Genomic DNA, 23298 nt, shown 5'->3' on the forward strand with positions numbered 1-23298 from the left:
TGTGATGTCGCAGGACGAAGACACCGCTTCGGCCAACGACAAGATCGTTGCCGTGGTGGGCAATGCCGCCTCCGACATCGGCAGCTTCATCCGTGCCCAGCGCGAGGCGGCGCAAGTTTCGGTGCGCCAACTCGCGGAGAAGGCCGGCGTCAGCAATCCCTACCTCAGCCAGATCGAGCGGGGACTGCGCAAACCGTCGGCCGACGTGCTCAACCAGATTGCCAAGGCGCTCCGGGTTTCGGCCGAGGTCCTCTATGTGCAGGCCGGGATTCTCGAACCGTCCGAGGGTAGTCAGGTCCGTGACGCGATCATCGGCGATAACGCGATCACCGAGCGGCAGAAGCAGGTGCTGCTCGACATCTACACGTCGTTCTGTCAGCAGAACGAAGCCGAAGCAGCCGCCGGATCCGGGGCTGAGGGGGAAGCGGAAGGGGTGCCGCCCACGTCTGAATCTCGAACCACCACTGAATCCGAACAATCTCCGACAACCGAACACTGACCTTTCGAAAGGAACAACCATGCCCGAGAAGACCCAGCCCACCATCGAGGACCTCAAGGCCCCGCTGCTCGCCGCCGTCGGCGCCGCCGACCTGGCCCTGGCCACCGTCAACGAGATCGTCGCCAGCCTGCGCGAGCGCGCCGAGGACGCCCGCACCGACGCCCAGGGCCGCGTCGAAGAGGGCCGCGCCCGGCTGACCAAGCTGCAGGAAGAGCTGCCCGGACAGTTCGAGGAACTGCGCGACAAGCTGACCTCCGAGGAACTGCGCAAGGCCGCCGAGAAGTACACCGAAGAGGCGACGGCGACCTACAACAAGCTGGTCGAGCGCGGCGAGGCCGCCCTGGAGCGGCTGCGCAACCAGCCCGCGCTCGAGGGTGCCGCGGCCCGCGTCGAAGGCGTCACCGACCAGGCTGTCGAGCTGACCCAGGATGCGCTGGGCACCGTCGCGTCGCAGACCCGCGCCGTCGGGGAGCGGGCCGCCAAGCTGGTCGGCGTCGAACTGCCGAAGAAGGCCGCCGCCCCCGAGAAGGCCGCTCCCGCCAAGAAGGCGCCGGCCAAGAAGGCCCCGGCCAAGAAGGCCGCTCCGGCCGCCTCCACCACCACGGCCGCCGCCAAGAAGGCCCCGGCCAAGAAGGTCACCCAGAAGTAAGTTCGACGCCAGGGACGGCACCCGCCTAGGCTGCACGTGTGATGCTTGCAGACCTGGCGGGTGCCATTCTTTTTGTGCTGGTCGGGATCGTCGTCCTGGTCGGCGTGTATTCGTTCGTCCATGCGGCGATGCAACGGCCCGACGCCTACACCGCCACCGGCAAGCTCACCAAGCCGGTGTGGCTGTTGATCCTCGGGGTCGGCGTGCTGCTGGCCCTGCTGATGCGCGACGCGTTCGGTGCGGCCATCTGCGCCTGCGCGGCGGGCGTCTATCTCGTCGACGTCCGGCCGAAGATCCTTGAGATCCAAGGCAAGTCGCGCTGACGGGCGACCTGCGATGCGCTCGCTGATCGCCGCGCTCGTGGCGGCGGCCGCTGCGCTGGGCGCGGCCCCTGTCGCCCACGCCGACGGCCATTACGTCGACCACACCCAATGGGTGAAATGGGGCGACCTGTCCAGCCTGCGGGTCTATCCCACCCCGGCCGCGCGCGCCGAGTCCGCCCGCCCCGGCACACTCGCGGAGGCCGCCGCGGCGTGGGCCGAGGTGCTGGCCGACGCGCCCGACGCCGATCTGCCGGGCATGCGCGCCCAGTTTTTGTGCCACTGGCAGTACGCCGAGATCGCCGAGCCGGGAAAGCACAGCTGGAATCTGGAGCCGTGGCGCCCGGAGGTCAGCGACGCCGCGATGTTCGCCGCCGGGTGCAACCCCGGCGGCACCGAGGAACCGTTCTAGTCCAGCCCGGCGAAGCAGGGATCGCCGCCCTGACCGCTGCGGCCCGGGGGCATCGTCGCGTTGCGGGTCAGGAACTTCGCGGTCACCCCGGTGTCGGTGACCTGCACGCTGTCGGCGTGGATGCCCAGCGGAATGTCCTTGGTGATCTGCTCGAGGAACGCGTCCAGAGCAGGCTGCACCGTCTCGCGCGGCAGCATGAAGCCCAGCCCGGACAGGCTCTGCACCTCCAGGGTCAGGTTGTTGTTCCGCACCTCGGGCTTGACGACGATGCTGCCGAGTGCGGCCTGCAGTTCGATGGTGCCGTCACTGGGATGGGTGCTGACGCTGCTGACGAAGCTGCCGACCAGGGGAATCTGGTTCTGGATGGTGTTCTTGATGCCGTCGGCGGTCCAGGTGATGTTCGCGTCCAGCGCGCCGATGGTGCCGGGCGCGTTCTGGTTTCCGGTCAGCCGGACGTCGTTGATGATGATCTGGGCCTTCATCCCGTCGGCCTCGCGGATCCTGTTGCCCGCGGTGGTCACCGTGATGTTGTTGTAGTGCTTGGCCAGATGCTGCAGCAGGAACGGGGTCTTGCCGAACGACACGTCGACGTTGTCCTGCACCACGCAGGAGGTGATCTGGGTGACGGTCTTGTCGGCGATGTGCCGGGCCACCAGCTCCGAACCCACGGCGCCGGCGACCACCAGGGCCAGCACGATGACCACCACCAGCACGATCGACAGCGGATCGCGGAACAGGCCCGCGATCTTGGCGCCGACGGACTTCGGCGGCTCGGCGCCGGGCGGGGGTGGCGGCAGCGGAGCTCCCGCGCCGGCAGGAGGCCCGGCGGGCGCTGCTTCGGTGGGTTGAGCCCAGGGATCGGTCACGCAGTCGATTGTGCCTTAGCGAACGGCGTGCGATTGCGCAGCACCGCGATCGTCTCCCTGGCGCGGGCGGCCGCGTCGAGGTCGATATCGGTCACCACCAGCTGCGGTTCGGCTCCGGCCGCCTGCACGATCTCGCCCAGCGCGGACGCCACCAGGCTGCCGCCGACCCCGGTCGGGCCGAGTGCGGCGATCTCGTCACCGGGGTAGGCCTGGTCCACCGCGGCCACCACCGCGGTGGTGTCGATGGCGCGGGCCCGGGCCAGCAGGGTCCACTGGTCCAGCTTGCCTGCGCCGGTGCCCCAGGACGCGTGCACGGTGATCAGCTGGGCGCCGCGGTCGGCCAGCTCGAGGTAGAGCTCGGGGAACCGGACGTCGTAGCAGAGCGTCAGGCCGACCTTGACGCCGTTCACGTCTATCACGACCGGCTCGCTGCCCGGTGCGACGGTCTTGGACTCGGCGAAGCCGAACGCGTCGTACAGGTGGATCTTGTCGTAATGCGCGTCGGCGCCCGGGCCGGACGCGATGAGCGTGTTGGTGACCCGCCCGTCACCCGACGGGCAGAACATCCCGGCGACGACGGTGATCCCGGTTTCCCGGGCGACGGCGCGCACCCCGTCGGCCCAGCGGCCGTCCAGCGGCTCGGCCACCGGCGCCAGCGGCACACCGAACCGGCACATGGTGGCCTCGGGGAACAACACCAGGGCCGCCCCGTCCGCGGCGGCCTCGCGGGTGTACCGCGTGACGAGCTCCAGGTTCGCGGCCGGATCGGTACCGGACCGGATCTGGGCCAGGGCAATCCGCATAGCATCCAGCCTAGTGCGGTGCGACGGCCTGCCAGGGCATCGTGAGCACCCCGTCGCGCAGCCGGCGGCGCGACGGCTGCACCGGCAGCCCCTGGGCGCGCAGCGCGTCGAGCATCGCCCGCCAGCGCACCCGCGGGCCGAACACGCCCTGCCCGGCGGCGGCCGCCCAGGCCCGGTCCGCCGCGGTCAGCAGGTCGTGGATCGGCTGGCCGGCGACGTTGTGGTGGATGAGCACCTTCGGCAGCCGCTCGGCCAGATCGGACGGGCGCTCGATCGCGAACGGATCGCAGGCCAAGGTCAGGCTGACCGGTCCGGCCGCGTCGAGCAGCACCCAGCAGCAGCGCCGGCCCAGCTCGTCGCAGGTGCCGTCGACGATCAGCCCGCCGGGCGCCAGCCGGGTGCGCAGCTGTGCCCACGCGGCGTCCACCTCGGTCACCGGGTACTGGCGCAGCACGTTGAAGGCGCGCACCAGCACCGGCCGCAGGCCGGCCAGTTCGAAACCGCCCAGCGCGAATTCGACATCGGTGTCCGCCGCGCGGGCGGTGGCCACCCGCTGCGGGTCGATCTCCAGGCCGACCACCCGGACATCGGCCCGGACCGTGCGCAGCCGGGCGGCCAGCTCCACGGTGGTGACCGGCAGCGCGCCGTAGCCGAGGTCGACGACGAGCGGCTCGGCGGCGGCCAGCAGTGCCGCGCGGACGGCGGGGGAGTGCACCAGCCAGCGGTCGCTGCGGCGCAGCCGGTTGTAGCCCGTGGTGCCACGCGTCGGCTGGCCGATGGGCTTGCTCAGCCGTGCTCCCTGATCCACTCGCTGGTGAAGACCTGCTCCAACCGCAGCATCTCGACCAAATGGCCGCCGATGAAATTCTCCAGCTTCCCGCCCACGAGCGGGATCTTGACCTCGATGGTGACGTGCACATCGCCGCGCGCGCCGTCAGTGGTGTCAAAGAGCGTCGCGGTGGCCGCCACCCTGGCCGGGGTGCCGGGCAGATCGCCCTTGATGGTCGCGGTGGCGCGTCCGGTCCCGGAGTCCGCGCCGCGCAGCGGGGTCCAGCGCTCCTCGCGGATCAGGGTCAGGTCGCCGCGGTGGAACTGTGTGACCAGCGCGGGCAGTTTGGTGGGCCGGACGGTCTGGGTGGTCACCACCTCGATACCGCCGTCGGCACCCGTCTCCAACACATCGAGGGAGATCTCGTCGCAGCCGGACTTCTCCAACCGAGCCAGCCAGTACTGCTTCTCGGAGAACGCCGCGTGCACTTCGGCGGCGGTGTATTCGTAGGTGGCTGCCAGGTCGAATGAACGTGGCATGCCGTCCACGCTACCGTTACCACCCGTGGTCAGTGAGTCTTTCGTGGGCGCGGCGGTTGCCCGCGACGTCCCGCTGGCACCGCTGACCACGCTGCGGGTGGGCCCCGTCGCCGACCGGCTGATCACCTGCGACACCACCGAGAAACTCGTCGGTGTGCTGCGCGCGCTGCCCGTCGCCGACGACGTGCTGGTGCTGGCGGGCGGCTCGAACGTGCTGCTGGCCGACGATCTGAGCGGCCTGACCGTGGTGGCGGTGGCCAACACCGAGATCACCGTCACGGGAGCGACCGTCCGCGCGGAGGCCGGGGCGCTGTGGGACGACGTGGTGGTCACCGCCCTGGCGCACGGGCTGGGCGGGCTGGAATGCCTGTCCGGCATCCCCGGCTCGGCGGGCGCGACGCCGGTGCAGAACGTGGGCGCCTACGGCGCCGAGGTGGCCGACACCCTCTCCCGGATACGACTGTTGGACCGCCGGACCGGGGAGGACCGCTGGGTGGACCCGGCCGAACTGGGCTTCGGCTACCGGCACAGCGTCCTGAAGAACTCGTCGCGGGCGGTGGTGCTGGAGGTCGAGTTCGCGCTCGATCCGGGCGGGCGCAGCGCGCCGCTGCGCTACGGCGAGCTGGCCACCGCGCTGGGCGTCGCGGCGGGGGAGCGGACCGACCCGATCCGGGTGCGGGAGGCCGTGCTGGCGCTGCGCGCCGCCAAGGGCATGGTGCTGGATGCGGGCGACCAGGACACCTGGAGCGCGGGGTCGTTCTTCACCAATCCGGTGGTGCAGCCGGCGGTCCTCGACCGCGTCCGGGCCGCTCATCCGGGCCGGGTGCCGAACTATCCGGCGCCCGACGGGGTCAAGCTGGCGGCGGGCTGGCTGGTCGAGCAGGCCGGTTTCGGCAAGGGATTCCCGGGTCCGGACGCGGCGGCGACGCTGTCCACCAAGCACGCGCTGGCGCTCACCAATCGGGGCCGGGCCACCTCGGCCGACCTCATCGCGCTGGCCAGGACGGTGCGGGACGGGGTGCGCAACCATTTCGGGATCGAGCTCACACCCGAGCCGATTCTGCTTGGGTGCCGGCTCTAGGTACCCTTGATCCACGTGAGCCCCGCAGGTGAGACGTCCCCGCTCGTGAATCGGCGGCGTGCCCTCACCGTGCTCGCAGCCGGCAGTGCCGGTCTGCTGGCCGCGTGTGCGGGCAAATCGATCAAACCCGACGCCCAGTCCGCGGCCCCGGCGCCGGCCCCGGTGATCACCTACACGCCGGTCGACAAGGCCGACGACGTGGTGCCGACCTCGCCGATCGGCGTCTCGGTCAGCGACGGCTGGTTCCAGCACATCAGCCTCACCAACGCCGCGGGCAAGGCCGTGGCCGGGGCCCTCAACCAGGACCGCACCGGCTTCACCGTCACCGAACCGCTCGGTTACGGCGTGCAGTACACCTGGGCCGGTTCGGTGGTCGGGCGCGACGGCAAGGCCGTGCCGGTCGAGGGCAGCTTCACCACGGTGAACCCGACCACCACCGTCAACGGCCAGTTCCAGTTGGCCGACGGGCAGGTGGTGGGTGTCGCGGCGCCGATCATCCTGCAGTTCGACGCGGCCATCGACGACAAGTACCGGGCCGGTATCGAGAAGGCTCTGAAGGTCACCACCACTCCGGCGGTGGAGGGCAGCTGGGCCTGGTTGCCCGACGAGGTGGGCGGGTCCCGGGTGCACTACCGCACCAGGGAGTACTACCCGGCCGGCACCAAGGTGAACGTGCGGGCCGCCCTCTACGGCGTACCGTTCGGTGAAGATGCTTACGGTGCAACCGATTCCACGCTCGACATCAGCATCGGCCGGCGCCAGGTGGTCAAGGCCGAGGCCTCCAGTCACCGCATCCAGGTGATCACCGACGAGGGCGTCATCATGGATTTCCCGTGCAGCTACGGCGAGGGCGACCTGGACCGCAACGTCACCCGCAGCGGCATCCACGTGGTCACCGAGAAGTACGAGGACTTCTACATGACCAACCCGGCCGCCGGGTACGCCAACGTGCGCGAGCGCTTCGCCGTGCGGATCTCCAACAACGGTGAGTTCATCCACTGCAACCCGAACAGCATCGGCGCGCAGGGCAACACCAACGTCACCAACGGCTGCATCAACCTGAACCTGGAGAACTCGCAGCAGTACTTCAACAGCGCGATGTACGGCGATCCGGTGGAGGTCACCGGCACCCGCATCGACCTGTCCTACGCCGACGGTGACATCTGGGACTGGGCGGTGCCCTGGGACGAGTGGAAGGCCATGTCGGCGCTGAGTTCGCAGAAGCCGCCCAAGGACATCCCGGCCTCGGCCCCGGCCACGCCGACCGACGCCCCCACCCTGTCGGGCACGCCGACGACCACCCCGTCGACCAGTCCGGCCGCTACACCCGGCGGTTGAACCGCCCGTGCGGGGCCTGATCGCGCGGCCGGATCACGATCTGGTCCAGGTTGACGTGGGCGGGGCGCGAGGCGACGAAGCCGATCACCTCGGCGACGTCCTCGGCCACCAGCGGGGTGATGCCCTCGTAGACCGCCTCGGCGCGGCCCTGGTCGCCCTTGAACCGCACCAGGGAGAATTCGGTTTCGACCGCGCCGGGCGCAATCTCGGTGAGCCGCACAGGTTTTCCGAGTAGTTCACCGCGCAGCGTGCGATGCAGGGCGCCCTGGGCGTGTTTGGCCGAGGTGTAGCCGGCGCCGCCGTCGTAGGTTTCGAACGCCGCGATCGAAGTGACGGTGACGACCAGCCCGTCGCCGGACGCGACGAGTTTGGGCAGCAGCGCCCGGGTCACCCGCAGCGTGCCCAGCACGTTGGTCTCCCACATCCACCGCCAGTCGTCCAGGTCGGCACCGGCGACCGGCTCCAGGCCCTTGGCCCCGCCGGCGTTGTTCACCAGCACCGAGACGCCGTCCAGCGTCTCGGCGAGCCGGTCGACGTCGGCGTCGGAAGTGACGTCCGCCACAATCGCCGACCCGCCGATCTCCCGGGCGAGTGCCTCGATGCGGTCGGCGCGGCGGGCCACGCAAACCACATGAAAGCCAAGGCCGGCAAGGGTTTTCGCGGTCGCCGCACCGATGCCGGAACTGGCGCCGGTGACCACGGCGACGCGAGGGGTGGCTGATGAGGAAGTCATATCCCGAACTTTAGTTGCCGTGCTAAGTTCACCGTGTGTTGCAGACCAGTCCGGTGCTCTTCGTGCGGCGTGCGTGTTGTTGTTGCGCATCCCGCCGCGCCCGACTGTTCTAGCGGACTCTTTCGTCCTCGCTGAAGTCGACGGTGTGGCAGAAGCCCCCACCATCGCCGAACTTCAGACAAGGACCCCCGCCATGCGCACCGCCACCATCACCGCTTCCACCGCTTCCTCAGCCACCGCCGCTGCCGCCGCCCCGACTGTGGCCCACGCGAAGGCCCACGCCAAGCGCGCCCTGTTGGCCCGCCACCACATCGTCGCCCCGTCGCTGAAGGTCGCCGACGTGGCCGCCGCGGCCGTGTTCGGCGCCGCCCGCCAGCGCGGACCGATCGCCCGCGACGCCATCGCCCGGGTCACCGGCCTGAGCATCGCCACGGTGAACCGGCAGGTCACCGCCCTGCTGGACGCGGGTGTGCTGCGCGAGCGGGCCGACCTCGCGGTGTCCGGCGCCATCGGCCGGCCCCGCGTCCCGGTGGAGGTCAACCACGAGCCCTTCCTCACCCTCGGCCTGCACATCGGCGCCCGCACCACCAGCATCGTGGCGACCGACCTGTTCGGCCGCACCCTCGACGTCGTCGAGACCCCCACCCCGCGCGGCACCCAGAACGCCGCGCTGGCCTCGCTGGCCGGCAGCGCGCGGCGCTACCTGAGCCGCTGGCACCGCAGGCGCCCGCTGTGGGTCGGGGTGGCCGCCGGTGGTGTGGTCGACAGCGTGTCCGGTTACCTCGACCACCCGCGGCTGGGCTGGTCGGAGGCGCCCGTCGGCCCGGTGCTGGCCGAGACGCTGGGCCTGCCGGTGTCGGTGGCCTCGCACGTCGACGCGATGGCCGGCGCCGAATTGCTGCTCGGGGTGCGCCGGCCGGGTACCCAGACCGGCACCAGCCTGTACGTCTACGCCCGGGAAACGGTCGGCTACGCGCTGTCCATCGGCGGCCGGGTGCACTCGCCCGCCAGCGGCCCCGGCACCATCGCCGCACTCCCGGTGAACTCCGAATTGCTGGGCGGCAGTGGACAATTGGAGTCCACCGTCAGCGACGAGGCGGTGCTCACCGCGGCCCGGGCCCAGCGCATCATCCCGGCCGAGGGCCCGGCGTCCACACTGACCGCGGTGCTGCGCGCCGCCCGAGCCGGCCACGACGGCGCCCGCGCCCTGCTCAACGAGCGCGCCCGGGTGCTCGGCGAGGCGGTGGCCCTGCTGCGCGACATGCTCAACCCCGACGACCTGGTGGTCGGCGGGCAGGCCTTCACCGAATACCCGGAGGGCATGGAGGTGCTGGAGCGGGCGTTCGTGGCGCGGTCGGTGCTGCCGGCCCGGGACATCCGGGTGACCGCGTTCGGCAACCGCGTCCAGGAGGCCGGCGCCGGTGTGGTGTCCCTCGGCGGGCTCTACGCCGACCCGATCGCCGCCATGCGCCGCGCTCAGCTGCGCCGCGGCGAGCTCGTGACGCCCGGGGTGTAGACATGTCGATGTGCGTCTTCCAACCGAACTGAGCGCCGTCGCCGCTCCGGTGGCCAAGCGGGTGGCGGTGCTGTCGGTGCACACGTCGCCGCTGGCCCAACCCGGCACCGGCGATGCCGGCGGGATGAACGTCTACGTGCTGCAGACCGCACTGGAACTGGCTCGGCGCGGCGTCGACGTGGAGATCTTCACCAGGGCGACGTCCTCGGCGGACGAGCCGGTGGTCCGGGTCGCCCCCGGCGTGCTGGTGCGCAACGTGGTGGCCGGCCCGTTCGAGGGGCTGGACAAGAACGACCTGCCGACGCAGCTGTGCGCGTTCACCGCCGGGGTGCTGCGCGCCGAGGCCAACCACGAACCCGGGTACTACGACATCGTGCACTCGCACTACTGGCTGTCCGGCCAGGTCGGCTGGCTGGCCCGCGACCGATGGGCGGTGCCGCTGGTGCACACCGCGCACACGCTCGCGGCGGTGAAGAACGCTTCGCTGGCCGCCGGCGACACCCCGGAGCCCGCGCTGCGCGCGATCGGTGAACAGCAGGTGGTCGACGAGGCGGACCGGCTCATCGTCAACACCGAACTCGAAGCGCAGCAACTGGTTTCGCTGCACCACGCGAGCCGCGCCCAGATCGACGTGGTGCACCCCGGGGTCGACCTGGCGGTCTTCACCCCCGGCGACAAGCGCGCCGCGCGGGCCGCGCTCGGGCTGGATCCCACCGAACCGATCGTGGCCTTCGTGGGCCGCATCCAGCCGTTGAAGGCGCCGGACGTGCTGCTGCGCGCGGTGGCCGAACTTCCCCGCGCCCGGGTCGTGGTGGCGGGCGGGCCGTCCGGGTCCGGGCTGGCCGCCCCCGACGGTCTGATCCGGCTGGCCGACCAGCTCGGGATCACCGACCGGGTCACCTTCCTGCCGCCGCAGTCGCGCGCCCAACTGGTCGACGTCTACCGCGCCGCCGACCTGGTCGCGGTGCCCAGCTACTCGGAGTCCTTCGGCCTGGTCGCGGTCGAGGCGCAGGCCTGCGGCACCCCGGTGGTGGCCGCCGCGGTGGGCGGCCTGCCGGTCGCGGTGCGCGACGGCGTGACCGGCGCCCTGGTCGACGGCCACGACCCCGAGCGGTGGGCCGCGGTCATCGGCGCGCTGCTGGCGAGCGGGCCGGAACGCCTGGGTGCCGCGGCCGTCGCGCATGCCGCCACCTTCTCCTGGGCGCACACGGTGGACGCCCTGCTGGCCGGCTACGGCCGGGCCATCGCCGACTACCGGGCGCGGCACCCACGCCGGGACGCGACGGCGCGGCGCGGCGGGCGGCGGTTCAGCATGCGACGGGGGGTGCGGTTGTGACGGTGAGCCCGGTGCAGGACCTCATCGAGGCGACGCTGCAGGAGCACGAGCTGGAGTACGCCCACCACCGGGGCGCACACGGTGGGCTGCCCGGACTGGTGGTCGCGCTGCCGGGGGAGCGGCGGCTCAAGACCAACACCATCCTGAGCATCGGTGAGCACTCGGTGCGGGTCGAGGCGTTCGTGTGCCGCAAACCGGACGAGAACTTCGAGGGCGTGTACCGGTTCCTGCTCAAGCGCAACCGCAGGCTCTACGGCGTCGCCTACACCCTGGACAACCTCGGCGACATCTACCTGGTGGGCCGGATGGCCCTGGAGACCGTCACCGCCGACGAGATCGACCGGGTGCTCGGCCAGGTGCTGGAGGCGGTCGACTCGGACTTCAACACGTTGCTGGAGTTGGGTTTTCGGTCCTCCATCGAGAAGGAGTACCAGTGGCGGGTGGCCCGCGGGGAATCGCTGAAGAACCTGCAGGCCTTCGCGCATCTGATCGACCACGACGACTCGTGACAGAATGCCCGTCATGGCGACCCTGATCCTGCTGCGCCACGGCGAGAGCCAGTGGAACGAGAAGAACCTGTTCACCGGATGGGTCGATGTCGACCTCACCGACAAGGGCCGGGCCGAGGCGGTGCGCGGCGGCACGCTGCTGCGCGAGCAGGGTGTGCTGCCCGACGTGCTGTACACGTCGCTGCTGCGCCGCGCCATCACCACCGCGCATCTGGCGCTGGACGCCGCCGACCGGCTGTGGATCCCGGTGCACCGGGACTGGCGGCTCAACGAGCGCCACTACGGCGCGCTGCAGGGCCTGGACAAGGCCGAGACGCTGGCCAAGTACGGCGAGGAGCAGTTCATGGCCTGGCGGCGCAGCTATGACACCCCGCCGCCGCCCATCGAGAAGGGCAGTGAGTTCAGCCAGGATGCCGACCCGCGGTACGCTGACATCGGCGGCGGCCCGCTGACCGAATGCCTGGCCGACGTGGTGGCCCGGTTCGTGCCGTACTTCGAGCAGGCCATCGTGCCGGACCTCAAGGCGGGCAAGACCGTGCTGATCGCCGCGCACGGCAACTCGCTGCGCGCGCTGGTCAAGTACCTGGACGGGATGTCCGACGACGAGGTCGTCGGGCTGAACATCCCCACCGGCATCCCGCTGCGCTACGACCTGGACGCCGATCTCAAGCCCACGGTGCCGGGCGGTCAGTACCTGGATCCGGAGGCGGCCGCGGCGGGCGCGGCGGCCGTGGCCGCGCAGGGCGCCAAGAAATAGCTCGGCAAATAGCGGGTTAACTCAGGTGAACGCGGGCCGAACTCCTGTGTTTGCTTGTGTGACATGTCCCGATTTGGCCGCACGCTGCTGGGATGACGTTCACCGGATGCGTACGATTTTCGCGTGAGTGTGGCATCCGTGCTGCTGCTGACGGCAGCCGTGACGCTGCTCGCGCTCGGGATCGGCGTGGCGGCGGGAGCCGTCATCTCCCGGGTCCGCCAGCAGCGCCGAGCGCGTCGTGATGCCGAAGAGGGCGGGATCACCGTCTCCCAGATGCTCAGCCACGTTGTGGGCCTCTCGCCGATGGGCATCGTCGTGGTCGACGCCTTCCGCGACGTGGTCTACATGAACGACCAGGCCGCCGAACTCGGGTTGGTGCGCGACCGCCTGCTCGACGAACGCGCCTGGCAGGCCGTGCAGCGCTGCCTGTCCAGTGGCGAGGATGTCGACATCGACCTGTCGCCGCGCAAACGCGCACCCACCGGCCGGTCCGGGTTGTCCGTGCGCGGGCACGTGCGGCTGCTCACCGAGGAGGACCGCCGGTTCGCGGTGGTGTTCGTGGGGGACCAGTCCGAGCAGGCGCGGATGGAAGCCACCCGCCGCGACTTCGTGGCCAACGTCAGCCACGAGCTGAAAACCCCCGTCGGGGCCATGGGGGTGCTGGCCGAGGCGCTGCTGGCCTCGGCCGACGACCCCGAGACGGTGCGCCGGTTCGCCGACAAGATGCTGGTGGAATCGCACCGGCTGGCCAGCATGGTGGGCGAGCTCATCGAGTTGTCCCGGCTCCAGGGCGCCGAGCCGCTGCCCGATCTCGAGGTCGTCGACGTGGACACCGTCGTCTCCGAGGCGCTGTCCCGGCACAAGGTGTCGGCCGACAACGCCGACATCTCGATCACCACCGACGCCCCGACCGGCTACCGGGTGCTTGGCGACCAGGGCCTGTTGGTGACGGCCATCGCCAACCTGGTGTCCAACGCCATCGCGTACTCCCCGAACGGGTCGAGTGTGTCGATCAGCCGGCGCAGGCGCGGCAACGACATCGAGATCGCGGTGACCGATCGCGGTATCGGCATCGCCAGGGCCGACCAGGAACGGGTCTTCGAGCGGTTCTTCCGGGTGGACAAGGCCCGGTCCCGCGCCACCGGCGGCACCGGGCTGGGCCTGGCGATCGTCAAACACGTTGCGGCCAACCACAACGGCACCATCCGGCTGTGGAGCCAGCCCGGCACCGGCTCGACGTTCACCCTGTCGATCCCGGCCTACCACGACACCGACGACTCGTACGAACGAGATGACCGAGAGGACTGACCGAACCGATGACCAGTGTTCTGATAGTTGAAGACTTCAGCCACGACGCGACGGAAGGCACGAAGAACCGATGACCAGTGTCCTGATCGTGGAAGATGAAGAGTCGCTGGCCGATCCGCTGGCCTTCCTGCTGCGCAAGGAGGGGTTCGAGGCCACCGTGGTGGGCGACGGCCCGTCCGCGCTGGCGGAATTCGAGCGGGTGGGCGCCGACATCGTCCTGCTCGACCTGATGCTTCCGGGCATGAGCGGCACCGACGTCTGCAAGCAGCTGCGGTCGCGGTCCAGCGTGCCGGTCATCATGGTGACCGCGCGGGACAGCGAGATCGACAAGGTGGTCGGCCTGGAACTGGGCGCCGACGACTACGTCACCAAGCCGTACTCGGCGCGTGAGCTCATCGCCCGCATCCGTGCGGTGCTGCGCCGCGGCGCCGACACCGACGAAACCGGTTCCGGCGACGGCATTTTGGAGGCCGGCCCGGTGCGCATGGATGTGGAGCGGCACGTCGTCAGCGTGAACGGCGAACCGATCACATTGCCGCTCAAGGAGTTCGACCTGCTGGAGTACCTGATGCGCAACAGCGGCCGGGTGCTCACCCGCGGCCAGCTGATCGACCGGGTCTGGGGTGCCGACTACGTCGGCGACACCAAGACCCTGGACGTGCACGTCAAGCGGCTGCGCAGCAAGATCGAGGCCGACCCGGCCAACCCGGTGCACCTCGTCACCGTGCGCGGCCTGGGTTACAAGCTGGAGGGTTAGCGGGCTACTCCGCGGCCCGGGTCGCCGGGTGCACGGCGATCAAGCCGAGCATGCCCCGGCGCCGGCACATGGCGGCCAGTTCGGCGTACGCCTTCTCGCCGAGCAGCTCGGTCAGCTCGGGCGCGTAGGACTCCCACACCGGCCGGGCGCCGACATGGGCGGCCGGGTCGCCGGTGCAGTACCAGTGCAGGTCCGCACCGCCCTCACCCCAACCGCGCCGGTCGTACTCGGTGATCGTGGTCTTGAGGATGTCGGTGCCGTCCGGGCGGGTCACCCACTCCTGCGTGCGCCGGATCGGCAGCTGCCAGCACACCTCCGGCTTCATGGTCAGCGGTTCCACGCCCAGCTTGAGCGCCTTGCTGTGCAGCGCACAGCCGATACCGGCGGGGAAACCCGGCCGGTTCAGGAAGATGCAGGCGCCCTTGTACTTTCGGGTTCGCAGGTTGGGCTTGCCGTCGTACTCGTCCATCTCCAGGTAGCCCTTGCGGCCCAGCCCCTTGTCGCGGAACTGCCAGTCGTCGGCGGTCAGCTGTTTCACCGCATCGTCGAGCGAGGCGCGGTCGTCGTCGTCGGACAGGAACGCGCCATGCGAGCAGCAACCGTCGTCCGGCCGGCCGGCCACCGTGCCCTGGCAGGCCGGTGTGCCGAACACACAGGTCCACCGAGACAGCAGCCAGGTCATATCCGCGGCGATGACGTGCTGCGGATTGTCGGGGTCGAAGAACTCCACCCATTCCCGGGCGAAGTCCAGTTCGACCTCGTTGCCCAACCCGCCGACGTGCGATGTGCTCACGGGAGTAAACGGTAAACCCACTAACGTGGTCCGCGTGCGATTGGGCGTGCTCGACGTAGGCAGCAATACGGTTCATCTGTTGGTGGTCGACGCGCGCCGCGGCGGCCATCCGACGCCGATGAGCTCCACCAAGGCCGCGTTGCGGCTGGCCGAGTCGATCGACTCGTCGGGCAAGCTCACCCGCAAGGGGGCCGACAAGCTGGTGGACACGGTCACCGAGTTCGCCAGCATCGCCACCAGCTCGGGCTGCGCCGAACTGATGGCCTTCGCGACCTCGGCGGTCCGCGACGCCACCAACTCCGAGGATGTGCTGGCCCGGGTGCAGACCGAGGCCGGGGTGTCGCTGCGGGTGCTCAGCGGGGTGGACGAATCCCGGCTGACGTTCCTGGCGGTGCGCCGCTGGTACGGCTGGAGCGCGGGCCGGATCATCAACATCGACATCGGCGGCGGCTCGCTGGAGCTGTCCAGCGGGGTCGACGAGGAGCCCGAGGTGGCGTTGTCGCTGCCGCTGGGGGCGGGCCGGCTGACCAGGGAGTGGCTGGCCGACGATCCGCCCGGGCGGCGCAAGGTGGCCGCGCTGCGGGACTGGCTGGCCACCGAGATGTCGGAGGCCGGGTCGACGATCCAGGCGGCGGGCAGCCCCGATCTGGCGGTCGCCACGTCCAAGACGTTCCGTTCGCTGGCCCGGCTCACCGGCGCGGCGCCCTCGGCGGCCGGGCCGCGGGTCAAGCGCACCCTGACCGCCGCGGGATTGCGGCAGCTCATAGCGTTCATCTCTAGGATGACAACGGCCGACCGAGCCGAGTTGGAGGGGGTGAGTGCCGAACGGGCGCCACAGATCGTGGCCGGAGCCCTGGTAGCTGAAGCCAGCATGCGCGCGCTCGGTATCGAGCAGGTGGAGATCTGCCCCTGGGCGTTGCGGGAAGGCCTCATCCTGCGGAAACTCGACAGTGAGGCCGACGGCACAGCCTTGGTGGAGACAGCATTGCCCAAAGGCAACAGACGATGACAGAACCGAACGACACCACCAGCACCCGCCCCATCTCGGTGGCGGAGCTGCTGGCGAAGAACGGCAGCATCGGCGCCCCGTCGCCCGGCGGGCGGCGCCGGCGCCGGCGTGGCAACGCCGATGCCGTCACCGTGGCCGAACTCACCGGCGAGATCCCGATCGTCAACTATCACACCGGCGAGCACGAGGTGATCGACGCCGAGACCACCCCCGACAACGGTCGGGTCGAGGCACCGAGCGAGGAGCCGGCGGCGCCGGCCGAAGCCGAGGTCGCCGTCGAAGCCCAGTCGGTGCTGGAACAGCCCCAGGTCACCGAGGACGAGCCGGACGCCCAGCCCGAGCCCGAGGCCCAGCCCGAGCCCGTGCCGCACTACACGCACCACGGCCTGCGCCGCTCGGCCGCGCTGCCCGCGGGCGGCGCCGAGGAGATGAGCCCGGACCCGCTGATCGACGACGACGAACTCGCCGCCGTCGATCTCACGGATGTCGATCTCACCGCCGACCCGCAGGCGGTCACCGGCGGCACGGACGCCCTGCCGTCGGCCTTCCCGTCGTACCTGTCCCGGGTGCCCGGCCCGGAGGACATCGATCTGGGCGGCCCGGACACCGCGGCCACCCTGACCGACACCGCCGTGGTCACCGACGAGCCCGGGGCGGAGCTCGCCGAGGAAGCCGAGGCGGAGCCGGCCACCAGCCGGTCGCCGTTCCTGCACGGGGTGTGGATCGTCGCGCAGAGCATCTTCGCCGTGCTGTTCGGCGCCGGCTTGTTCGTGGCCTTTGACCAGCTGTGGAAGTGGAACAACATCGTCGCCCTGGTGCTGTCGGTGCTGGTCATCCTCGGCCTGGTGGTCGGGGTGCGCGTGGTGCGCAGGACCGAGGACATCGCCAGCACCCTGATCGCGGTGGCCGTCGGGGCGCTGGTCACGCTCGGGCCGCTGGCCCTGCTGCAGTCCACCTGATTCGGTGCGTCCCGCCATCAAGGTCGGCCTGTCCACCGCCTCGGTGTACCCGCTGCGGACCGAGGCCGCCTTCGACTACGCCGCCCGCCTGGGTTACGACGGGGTCGAGCTGATGGTGTGGGCCGAACCGGTCAGCCAGGACATCGACGCCATCGAGGCCCTGTCGCAGCGCTACGGCATCCCGGTGCTGTCCGTGCACGCGCCGTGCCTGTTGATCTCGCAGCGGGTGTGGGGCGCCAACCCGATCCCCAAACTGGAGCGCAGTGTGCGCGCCGCCGAGCAGCTGGGAGCCCAGACGGTGGTGGTGCACCCGCCGTTCCGCTGGCAACGGCGATACGCCGAGGGTTTCGCCGCGCAGGTCGCCGAGCTGGAGCGCGGGAGCGACGTGCTGGTGGCGGTGGAGAACATGTTCCCGTTCCGCGCCGACCGGTTCTGGGGTACCGGGGCGCCGTCGGTCGAGCGGATGCGCAAGCGCGGCGGCCGGCCCGGCCCGGCGATCTCCGCCTTCGCGCCGTCCTACGACCCGCTCGACGGCGGCCATGCCCACTTCACGCTCGACCTGTCGCACAGCGCCACCGCGGGCACCGATGCGATCGACATGGCGCGGCGGATGGGTGCGGGGCTGGCGCATCTGCACCTGTGCGACGGCAGCGGCGCGTCGACCGACGAGCACCTGGTGCCCGGCCGCGGCACCCAGCCCGCCGCGGAGATCTGCCGGATGCTGGCCGCCTCCGATTTCACCGGTCACGTGATCCTGGAGGTCACCACCTCCCAGGCCCGCACCGCCGCCGAGCGCGAGGCCCTGCTCGTCGAATCGCTGACCTTCGCCAGGCAACACCTGCTGCGCTGAGGGCCGCCCACGGTGCCCAGGCGGTGCCGCGCGTGCAATGCTTTTCCCGTGTCAAGGATTGCAATCATCGGCGGGGGCAGCATCGGTGAAGCGCTGCTCTCGGGACTGTTACGAGCCGGCCGCCAGGTCAAGGACCTGGTCGTCGCGGAGAAGTTCGCCGAGCGCGCCCAGTACCTGTCCGACACCTACTCGGTGCTGGTCACCTCGGTCGCGGATGCGGCCGAGAACGCCACCTACGTGATCGTCGCGGTGAAGCCCGGCGACGTGGAGTCGGCGCTGGCCGAGATCGCCGAGGCCGTCGGCAAGGCCGACGACAACAGCGCCGAGCAGGTCGTGGTCAGCGTGGCGGCCGGCGTCAGCACGTCGTTCTACGAGTCCAAGCTGCCCGCAGGCGCCCCGGTGATCCGGGTGATGCCCAACGCCCCGATGGTGGTCGGCGGGGGCGTCAGCGCGCTGTCCAGAGGCCGCTTCGCCACCGAGGAGCAACTCAAGGAGGTGTCGGCCATCTTCGACACCGTGGGCGGGGTGCTCACCGTGCCGGAGGCGCAGCTCGACGCCGTGACGGCGCTGTCGGGATCCGGCCCGGCGTACTTCTTCCTGATGGTCGAGGCCATGGTCGACGCCGGGGTCGACGCGGGTTTGCCACGTGCGGTGGCCACCGATCTGGTGGCGCAGACGATGGCGGGTTCGGCCGCGATGCTGCTGGACCGCCTCGACAGCGCACCAGATGCCGCATTGGACACCACAGCGGCGCAGTTGCGAGCTATCGTGACCTCACCGGGTGGTACCACCGCCGCTGGGCTGCGTGAACTGGAACGCGGGGGCCTGCGGGCCGCGGTCGCCAACGCGGTGACAGCTGCGAAAACCCGCTCTGAGCAGCTCGGAATTACATCAGAGTAATTCAAGAATTTCGGACGGATTACCCCACACCCGTCGCAATAACCCCAATGGCCACGCTATTCTCCTCGTTGTATGCACGCGTTCGTGCCAGCGGTGGGGAAGCCGCTGGAACTGGCCGTGCCTTAAGGATTGGGTTGCGATGACGTCAATGAACGGGCCATCGGCGCGGGATTCGGCTGGCGAAGGCCAGCCCAAAGCTCAATTTCTGACCGTTGCCGAAGTGGCCAGCCTGATGCGAGTCAGCAAGATGACCGTTTACCGGCTGGTGCACAACGGTGAGCTGCCGGCGGTGCGGGTGGGCCGGTCGTTCCGCGTGCACGCGAAGGCGGTGCACGATCTGCTGGAGACGTCGTACTTCAGCGCGGGCTAGAAGCCGGTTTCCGCTGGCATCGGGTTGCCCGGTAATGTGGCCCGGTCAGTTCCTTCATTTTTGGTAGGTAGCGGAGTTCATGGGTTCAGTCATCAAGAAGCGGCGTAAGCGCATGTCGAAGAAGAAGCACCGCAAGCTGCTTCGCCGTACACGGGTCCAGCGCAGAAAACTCGGTAAGTAGTTTTTCGCGCTTCTCGGTAGGCTCGCCCGATGGATGCGCAGGGATCCGGCGACAGCGGTGACACCAGGGGCACCGGAGGCTCGGCAACGGGCCCCAAGGTCGTCCTGGTCACCGGTGCGTGCCGGTTTCTCGGCGGCTACCTGACGGCGCGCCTTGCCCAGAACCCGGCGATCGATCACGTCATCGCGGTCGACGCCATCGCACCGAGCAAGGATCTGTTGCGCCGGATGGGGCGCGCGGAGTTCGTACGCGCCGACATCCGCAACCCGTTCATCGCCAAGGTCATCCGCAACGGCAACGTCGACACCGTCGTGCATGCCGCCGCGGCGTCCTACGCGCCGCGGGCCGGTGGCCGGGCCACGCTCAAAGAGCTCAACGTCATGGGCGCGATCCAGCTGTTCGCGGCGTGCCAGAAGGCTCCGACCGTGCGACGGGTGGTGCTCAAGTCCACCTCCGAGGTCTACGGGTCCAGTGCCCGCGATCCGGTGCTGTTCACCGAGGACGAGAGTGCCCGCCGCCCACTCGGCGAGGGCTTCGCCAGGGACAGCATCGACATCGAGGGGTATGCGCGCGGCCTGGCCAGGCGCAGGCCCGATATCGCCCTGACGATCCTGCGGCTGGCCAACATGATCGGACCGGCCATGGATACCGCGCTGTCGCGGTATCTCGCGGGTCCGGTGGTGCCCTCGGTGCTCGGACACGACGCCCGGCTGCAACTGCTGCACGAGCAGGACGCGCTCGGCGCGCTGGAGCGCGCCACCATCGCCGGCCGCGCGGGCACCTTCAACATCGGCGCCTCGGGCATCATCATGATGAGTCAGGCGATCCGGCGCTCCGGCCGGGTCGCGCTGCCGGTGCCGCGGCAGGCGCTGCAACTCGTCGACTCGCTGAGGCGCGCAACAAGTTACACTGAACTCGATCGCGAGCAGTTGAACTACTTGAGCTATGGCCGGGTGATGGACACCGCGCGGATGCGAAACGACCTAGGCTACCTGCCCAAGTGGACCACTGTGGAGGCATTCGACGACTACGTGCGTGGTCGGGGTTTGACGCCGATCATCGACCCGAAATGGGTACGCTCAATGGAGAGCCGCGCCGTGTCTGTGGCGCAGCAATGGGGACGGTAGCGGCAGGTCGGGCACTCCAACGGGGCGGGGAGAAGGTGGCGACGTGGCGGGTGAATCAAAAGCCAAAGTGATTCCGCTGCACTCGAATTCGGGCCGGTCCGCGGCCGCGCAGCGCCGGGCCGCGCAGCGTGCGGACAGCGTGCGCCGACATCCGTCCCTGCTCACCGATCCGGGTACCCGCGCCTCCGCCGAGCAGATCGCCGCGGTGGTGCGCGAGATCGACCAGCACCGCGGCGCCGGCGCGGGAGATGAGCAGGACACCCCCAACGAGCTGTGCAAGGCCATCACCGCCATCGCCGATTTCGCCGTGAAGCGGATGACCGGTGACTACACGGTCGACGAGTTCGGCTTCGACCCGCACCTGACCAATGCGGTGGTAATGCCAATGCTGCGAGTGCTTTTCACGTCGTGGTTCCGGGTTGAGGTCAGCGGGATCGAAAACCTCCCGCGCGAGGGCGCCGCGCTGATCGTGGCCAACCACGCCGGTGTGCTGCCCTTCGACGGGCTGATGGCCTCGGTCGCCGTGCACGATCACCATCCGCTGCACCGGGACCTGCGGCTGCTGGCCGCCGACCTGGTGTTCGACCTCCCGGTGGTCGGTCAGGCCGCGCGCAAGGCCGGCCACACCGTCGCCTGCACCTCCGACGCGCACCGGCTGCTGGCCGCCGGTGAACTCACGGCGGTGTTCCCCGAGGGTTTCAAGGGCCTCGGCAAGCCCTTCAAGGACCGCTACAAACTGCAGCGCTTCGGTCGCGGCGGGTTCGTCTCGGCGGCGCTGCGGGCCCAGGTGCCCATCGTGCCGTGCTCCATCGTCGGCTCCGAGGAGATCTACCCCAAGATCGGCGACATCAAGTTGCTGGCCCGGCTGTTCGGGCTGCCCTACTTCCCGGTCACGCCACTGTTCCCGCTGGCCGGGCCGCTCGGTGTGGTGCCGCTGCCGTCGAAATGGCATATCCAGTTCGGTGAGCCCATCCCCACCGCGGACTACGACGAGTCGGCGGCCGAGGACCCGATGGTCACGTTCGAGCTGACCGACCACGTGCGCGAGACCATCCAGCACACCCTGTACCAGCTGCTGGCGGCCCGGCGGAACACCTTCCTGGGCTAGAACTTCTGGCTGGACGTTGTGGCTAGGACTTCTGGCTCGCGACCATCTTCGCGATCGCGGCGTCGCGGGCGGCGGCGATCTGCGCGCTGACCTCGTTGGCCTCGTCGATCTGGGCCTCACCCAACATGGTCACGATGCTGGTGGCCACCGGCGCGCCGGCATCGTCGGTCACCTCGGCGCGGACCTCGCAGATCACCGTGCCGTGGGACTCGATCACCGAATCCAGGTAGGAGTCGAACCACAGCTTGTCGCCGACCTTGATCGGCCGGTGGAAGATCAGCTTCTGGTCGCGGTGCAGCACCCGCTCCAGGTTGATCGGCACGTCGAAGTTCTCGAAGAGATCGAGTTGCACCCGGCGCCCGGCCACCGCCAGGAAGGTCAGCGATGCGACGGTCCCGTCCTGGTGCGCGGGGTGCTCGTCCTTGACGGCGCTCGCGAACTCCCGGATCTTCTCCCGGCCCACCTCGAAGTAATCGGGGTAGCGGTAGTGGGTTCCGATGATGTCGTCCGCAAGGCCCATGGCGGGAGAGCCTATCAGCGGCGACGGGACGCAACCGCGGCCAGCGCCCCGCCCACCGCACCCAGGGCCAGCGCGGATGGCACCCCGATCCGGGCCGCCTTGCGCGCGGTGCGGAAGTCGCGGATCTCCCAGCCCCGCTCCCTGGCAACGTCGCGCAGCGCGGCATCGGGGTTGATCGCCACCGCGGTGCCCACCAGCGACAGCATCGGCACGTCGTTGAAACTGTCCGAGTACGCCGTGCAGCGACGCAGGTTCAGGCCCTCCCGGATGGCCAGCGCGCGGACGGCGTGCGCCTTGCCGCTGCCGTGCAGGATGTCGCCCACCAGCCGGCCGGTGAACACCCCGTCGACCGATTCGGCGACGGTGCCCAGCGCGCCGGTCAGCCCCAGCCGCTCGGCGATGGTCGCCGCCAGCTCGTACGGGGTGGCGGTGACCAGCCACACCTGCTGGCCGGCGTCCAGGTGCATCTGGGCCAGCGCCCTGGTGCCCGGCCAGATCTTGTCGGCGATGATCTCGTCGTAGATCTGTTCGCCCAGCTCCGCCAGTTCGGCGGTGGAGCGGCCCTCGATGAAGGCCAGCGCCTTGCGCCGGCCGGCCGCGACGTCGTCGCTGTTCTCCTTGCCGGTGAACTGGAACTTGGCCTGCGCGTAGATGATTCCGAGGATGTCCCGGTAGGTGAAGTACTTGCGGGCGGCCAGCCCGCGCGCGAAATGCACCAGCGACGAGCCGTGCACCAGGGTGTTGTCGACGTCGAAGAACGCGGCCGCGGTCAGATCCGGCGGCGGCGGTGGGGGCGGCGTGGTGGCCGCTTCCGCACTGGCCTCGCCAGCGATCAGATCGCTTTCGACCCCGTCGATATCGGCGGCACCGGACTCGGACACCACACAACCCTAATACTGGACGCATGGACCATCGGGTTGTGCTGCTCACCCGCGCGGGTTGCAGCATCTGCGAGCGCGCCGCGCGGACGCTGGCGGAGTTGGCCGACGAGCTGAACTTCACCTGGGCGGCAACCGATGTCGACGTGGCCGCCGCGGCCGGAGAACCGCAGCTGCGGGCCGAGTTCGGCGACCGGGTGCCGGTGGTGCTGCTCGACGGCGTCGAGCACAGCTACTGGGAGGTCGACGAGCAGCGCCTGCGCGCCGATATCGCGGGGGCCTGAACGAGCCGGGAACCGGCCCTGAACCGGTTCAGCAAATTTGGTAGCACGGCTGGTAAACGGCTACTTTGGAGCCCGACCGGGCGAGCGAGGCGACGGCGTGAAAACCGTCCTGGGCGAGCGAAGCGAC

At 70.0% G+C, this 23298-nt stretch carries 29 protein-coding genes; 21 read left to right on the plus strand and 8 right to left on the minus strand.

The genetic code is table 11. The features are described 5' to 3' along the window. The first annotated feature begins 4 nt into the window (after positions 1-4). From BN977_RS21120 to BN977_RS21135, 4 genes are read left to right on the plus strand one after another with little or no spacing between them, the layout of a single operon-like run. Positions 5-499: a helix-turn-helix domain-containing protein gene (locus BN977_RS21120; RefSeq protein WP_036401266.1), complete on the plus strand. Its 495-nt coding sequence runs from the start codon at positions 5-7 to the stop codon at positions 497-499. A gap of 19 nt (positions 500-518) precedes the next feature. After that, complete coding sequence (locus tag BN977_RS21125; protein WP_024453239.1) at positions 519-1148, plus strand: heparin-binding hemagglutinin; 630 nt, start codon at positions 519-521, stop codon at positions 1146-1148. A 38-nt stretch (positions 1149-1186) separates the two neighbouring features. Next, positions 1187-1471 carry a DUF2516 family protein gene (locus BN977_RS21130; RefSeq protein ID WP_024453238.1) on the plus strand — a complete coding sequence of 95 codons (285 nt, stop codon included), beginning with the start codon at positions 1187-1189 and terminating at the stop codon, positions 1469-1471. Between the two features lie 13 nt (positions 1472-1484). Further along, entirely contained in the window at positions 1485-1880 is a 396-nt protein-coding gene (locus BN977_RS21135) for a DUF2599 domain-containing protein (protein WP_036401268.1), read from the plus strand. Here BN977_RS21135 and BN977_RS21140 read toward each other — a convergent pair. The 4 genes from BN977_RS21140 to BN977_RS21155 are packed head-to-tail and all read right to left on the minus strand — an operon-like array spanning position 1877 to position 4857. Then, complete coding sequence (locus BN977_RS21140; RefSeq protein WP_024453236.1) at positions 1877-2746, minus strand: LmeA family phospholipid-binding protein; 870 nt, start codon at positions 2744-2746, stop codon at positions 1877-1879. The genes BN977_RS21135 and BN977_RS21140 overlap by 4 nt on opposite strands. Then, complete coding sequence (locus BN977_RS21145) at positions 2743-3549, minus strand: carbon-nitrogen hydrolase family protein (RefSeq protein ID WP_036401270.1); 807 nt, start codon at positions 3547-3549, stop codon at positions 2743-2745. The genes BN977_RS21140 and BN977_RS21145 overlap by 4 nt, the downstream gene beginning before the upstream one ends. A gap of 10 nt (positions 3550-3559) precedes the next feature. Next, the gene (locus tag BN977_RS21150) at positions 3560-4339 is read right to left on the minus strand and encodes a class I SAM-dependent methyltransferase (protein WP_191262561.1); all 780 of its coding nucleotides are present in this window, start codon (positions 4337-4339) and stop codon (positions 3560-3562) included. Next, positions 4336-4857: a DUF2505 domain-containing protein gene (locus BN977_RS21155; RefSeq protein WP_036404089.1), complete on the minus strand. Its 522-nt coding sequence runs from the start codon at positions 4855-4857 to the stop codon at positions 4336-4338. The genes BN977_RS21150 and BN977_RS21155 overlap by 4 nt, the downstream gene beginning before the upstream one ends. Between BN977_RS21155 and BN977_RS21160 the strand changes: the two genes are divergently transcribed. Then, complete coding sequence (locus BN977_RS21160; protein WP_051561780.1) at positions 4856-5938, plus strand: UDP-N-acetylmuramate dehydrogenase; 1083 nt, start codon at positions 4856-4858, stop codon at positions 5936-5938. The genes BN977_RS21155 and BN977_RS21160 overlap by 2 nt on opposite strands. A gap of 15 nt (positions 5939-5953) precedes the next feature. Beyond that, a complete protein-coding gene (locus tag BN977_RS21165; protein WP_036404091.1) occupies positions 5954-7276 on the plus strand; it encodes a L,D-transpeptidase in 1323 nt (440 codons plus the stop codon). Here the strand turns inward: BN977_RS21165 and BN977_RS21170 are convergent. Further along, a complete protein-coding gene (locus BN977_RS21170) occupies positions 7260-8009 on the minus strand; it encodes an SDR family NAD(P)-dependent oxidoreductase (RefSeq protein WP_036401275.1) in 750 nt (249 codons plus the stop codon). The two genes, BN977_RS21165 and BN977_RS21170, sit on opposite strands and share 17 nt — an antisense overlap. A gap of 193 nt (positions 8010-8202) precedes the next feature. On the opposite strand from BN977_RS21170, the gene BN977_RS21175 reads away from it, so the two are divergent. From BN977_RS21175 to regX, 6 genes are all read left to right on the plus strand, one after another. Then, a complete protein-coding gene (locus BN977_RS21175; RefSeq protein WP_036401277.1) occupies positions 8203-9525 on the plus strand; it encodes an ROK family protein in 1323 nt (440 codons plus the stop codon). A gap of 28 nt (positions 9526-9553) precedes the next feature. Then, positions 9554-10861, plus strand: a complete 1308-nt coding sequence (gene mshA, locus BN977_RS21180; protein WP_109790326.1) for a D-inositol-3-phosphate glycosyltransferase — start codon at positions 9554-9556, stop codon at positions 10859-10861. 2 nt (positions 10862-10863) lie between these two features. Further along, positions 10864-11370 (plus strand): type III secretion system chaperone family protein, encoded by a 507-nt coding sequence (locus BN977_RS21185; protein WP_036404093.1) that lies wholly within the window; start codon positions 10864-10866, stop codon positions 11368-11370. A 13-nt stretch (positions 11371-11383) separates the two neighbouring features. Further along, positions 11384-12127 (plus strand): phosphoglyceromutase, encoded by a 744-nt coding sequence (locus BN977_RS21190; RefSeq protein WP_036401282.1) that lies wholly within the window; start codon positions 11384-11386, stop codon positions 12125-12127. A 123-nt stretch (positions 12128-12250) separates the two neighbouring features. Continuing rightward, entirely contained in the window at positions 12251-13435 is a 1185-nt protein-coding gene (locus BN977_RS21195) for a sensor histidine kinase (RefSeq protein ID WP_024453226.1), read from the plus strand. Positions 13436-13505: 70 nt separating this feature from the next. Next, positions 13506-14192: a two-component sensory transduction protein RegX gene (gene regX, locus BN977_RS21200; protein ID WP_024453225.1), complete on the plus strand. Its 687-nt coding sequence runs from the start codon at positions 13506-13508 to the stop codon at positions 14190-14192. Positions 14193-14196: 4 nt separating this feature from the next. Here regX and BN977_RS21205 read toward each other — a convergent pair whose 3' ends face one another. Beyond that, entirely contained in the window at positions 14197-14985 is a 789-nt protein-coding gene (locus tag BN977_RS21205) for a DUF3109 family protein (RefSeq protein WP_227456287.1), read from the minus strand. A 34-nt stretch (positions 14986-15019) separates the two neighbouring features. On the opposite strand from BN977_RS21205, the gene BN977_RS21210 reads away from it, so the two are divergent. From BN977_RS21210 to BN977_RS21240, 8 genes are all read left to right on the plus strand, one after another. Further along, on the plus strand, positions 15020-15994 hold the full coding sequence (locus BN977_RS21210) for a Ppx/GppA family phosphatase (protein WP_024453223.1): 975 nt from the start codon (positions 15020-15022) through the stop codon (positions 15992-15994). Then, complete coding sequence (locus BN977_RS21215; protein ID WP_036401285.1) at positions 15991-16953, plus strand: Rv0497 family membrane protein; 963 nt, start codon at positions 15991-15993, stop codon at positions 16951-16953. Before BN977_RS21210 ends, BN977_RS21215 begins: the two co-directional genes overlap by 4 nt. A gap of 4 nt (positions 16954-16957) precedes the next feature. Then, a complete protein-coding gene (locus tag BN977_RS21220; RefSeq protein ID WP_036401288.1) occupies positions 16958-17803 on the plus strand; it encodes a sugar phosphate isomerase/epimerase family protein in 846 nt (281 codons plus the stop codon). A gap of 48 nt (positions 17804-17851) precedes the next feature. Further along, on the plus strand, positions 17852-18703 hold the full coding sequence (gene proC / locus BN977_RS21225; RefSeq protein WP_024453220.1) for a pyrroline-5-carboxylate reductase: 852 nt from the start codon (positions 17852-17854) through the stop codon (positions 18701-18703). Positions 18704-18842: 139 nt separating this feature from the next. Continuing rightward, positions 18843-19073 (plus strand): cell division/environmental response transcriptional regulator, encoded by a 231-nt coding sequence (locus BN977_RS21230; protein WP_024453219.1) that lies wholly within the window; start codon positions 18843-18845, stop codon positions 19071-19073. A gap of 79 nt (positions 19074-19152) precedes the next feature. Beyond that, positions 19153-19254 (plus strand): 30S ribosomal protein bS22, encoded by a 102-nt coding sequence (locus BN977_RS32030; RefSeq protein ID WP_003402602.1) that lies wholly within the window; start codon positions 19153-19155, stop codon positions 19252-19254. Positions 19255-19283: 29 nt separating this feature from the next. Next, positions 19284-20381 carry an SDR family oxidoreductase gene (locus BN977_RS21235; protein WP_036401292.1) on the plus strand — a complete coding sequence of 366 codons (1098 nt, stop codon included), beginning with the start codon at positions 19284-19286 and terminating at the stop codon, positions 20379-20381. A gap of 43 nt (positions 20382-20424) precedes the next feature. Further along, on the plus strand, positions 20425-21489 hold the full coding sequence (locus BN977_RS21240) for a lysophospholipid acyltransferase family protein (RefSeq protein ID WP_036401295.1): 1065 nt from the start codon (positions 20425-20427) through the stop codon (positions 21487-21489). Between the two features lie 22 nt (positions 21490-21511). On the opposite strand, the gene BN977_RS21245 is transcribed toward BN977_RS21240, so the two are convergent. Beyond that, on the minus strand, positions 21512-22009 hold the full coding sequence (locus BN977_RS21245) for an FAS1-like dehydratase domain-containing protein (protein ID WP_024453216.1): 498 nt from the start codon (positions 22007-22009) through the stop codon (positions 21512-21514). A gap of 14 nt (positions 22010-22023) precedes the next feature. Beyond that, positions 22024-22890, minus strand: coding sequence for an HAD family hydrolase (locus tag BN977_RS21250; protein WP_036404097.1), 867 nt, complete (start codon positions 22888-22890; stop codon positions 22024-22026). A 23-nt stretch (positions 22891-22913) separates the two neighbouring features. Between BN977_RS21250 and BN977_RS21255 the strand changes: the two genes are divergently transcribed. After that, positions 22914-23171: a glutaredoxin family protein gene (locus BN977_RS21255; protein WP_024453214.1), complete on the plus strand. Its 258-nt coding sequence runs from the start codon at positions 22914-22916 to the stop codon at positions 23169-23171. Positions 23172-23298 lie beyond the last annotated feature (127 nt).

Source organism: Mycolicibacterium cosmeticum (assembly GCF_000613185.1).
Classification (GTDB): Bacteria; Actinomycetota; Actinomycetes; order Mycobacteriales; family Mycobacteriaceae; genus Mycobacterium; species Mycobacterium cosmeticum.

Excerpts from the sequence above, each read along its gene's own strand:
- BN977_RS21255 (WP_024453214.1), top strand. The coding sequence starts at position 22,914 with ATGGACCATCGGGTTGTGCTGCTCACCCGCGCGGGTTGCAGCATCTGC.
- BN977_RS21120 (WP_036401266.1), top strand. The coding sequence starts at position 5 with ATGTCGCAGGACGAAGACACCGCTTCGGCCAACGACAAGATCGTTGCC.
- BN977_RS21145 (WP_036401270.1), bottom strand. The coding sequence starts at position 3,549 with ATGCGGATTGCCCTGGCCCAGATCCGGTCCGGTACCGATCCGGCCGCG.
- BN977_RS21135 (WP_036401268.1), top strand. The coding sequence starts at position 1,485 with ATGCGCTCGCTGATCGCCGCGCTCGTGGCGGCGGCCGCTGCGCTGGGC.
- BN977_RS21215 (WP_036401285.1), top strand. The coding sequence starts at position 15,991 with ATGACAGAACCGAACGACACCACCAGCACCCGCCCCATCTCGGTGGCG.
- BN977_RS21160 (WP_051561780.1), top strand. The coding sequence starts at position 4,856 with ATGCCGTCCACGCTACCGTTACCACCCGTGGTCAGTGAGTCTTTCGTG.
- BN977_RS21190 (WP_036401282.1), top strand. The coding sequence starts at position 11,384 with ATGGCGACCCTGATCCTGCTGCGCCACGGCGAGAGCCAGTGGAACGAG.
- BN977_RS21170 (WP_036401275.1), bottom strand. The coding sequence starts at position 8,009 with ATGACTTCCTCATCAGCCACCCCTCGCGTCGCCGTGGTCACCGGCGCC.
- regX (WP_024453225.1), top strand. The coding sequence starts at position 13,506 with ATGACCAGTGTCCTGATCGTGGAAGATGAAGAGTCGCTGGCCGATCCG.
- BN977_RS21230 (WP_024453219.1), top strand. The coding sequence starts at position 18,843 with ATGACGTCAATGAACGGGCCATCGGCGCGGGATTCGGCTGGCGAAGGC.
- BN977_RS21155 (WP_036404089.1), bottom strand. The coding sequence starts at position 4,857 with ATGCCACGTTCATTCGACCTGGCAGCCACCTACGAATACACCGCCGCC.
- BN977_RS21175 (WP_036401277.1), top strand. The coding sequence starts at position 8,203 with ATGCGCACCGCCACCATCACCGCTTCCACCGCTTCCTCAGCCACCGCC.
- BN977_RS32030 (WP_003402602.1), top strand. The coding sequence starts at position 19,153 with ATGGGTTCAGTCATCAAGAAGCGGCGTAAGCGCATGTCGAAGAAGAAG.
- BN977_RS21245 (WP_024453216.1), bottom strand. The coding sequence starts at position 22,009 with ATGGGCCTTGCGGACGACATCATCGGAACCCACTACCGCTACCCCGAT.
- BN977_RS21235 (WP_036401292.1), top strand. The coding sequence starts at position 19,284 with ATGGATGCGCAGGGATCCGGCGACAGCGGTGACACCAGGGGCACCGGA.
- BN977_RS21125 (WP_024453239.1), top strand. The coding sequence starts at position 519 with ATGCCCGAGAAGACCCAGCCCACCATCGAGGACCTCAAGGCCCCGCTG.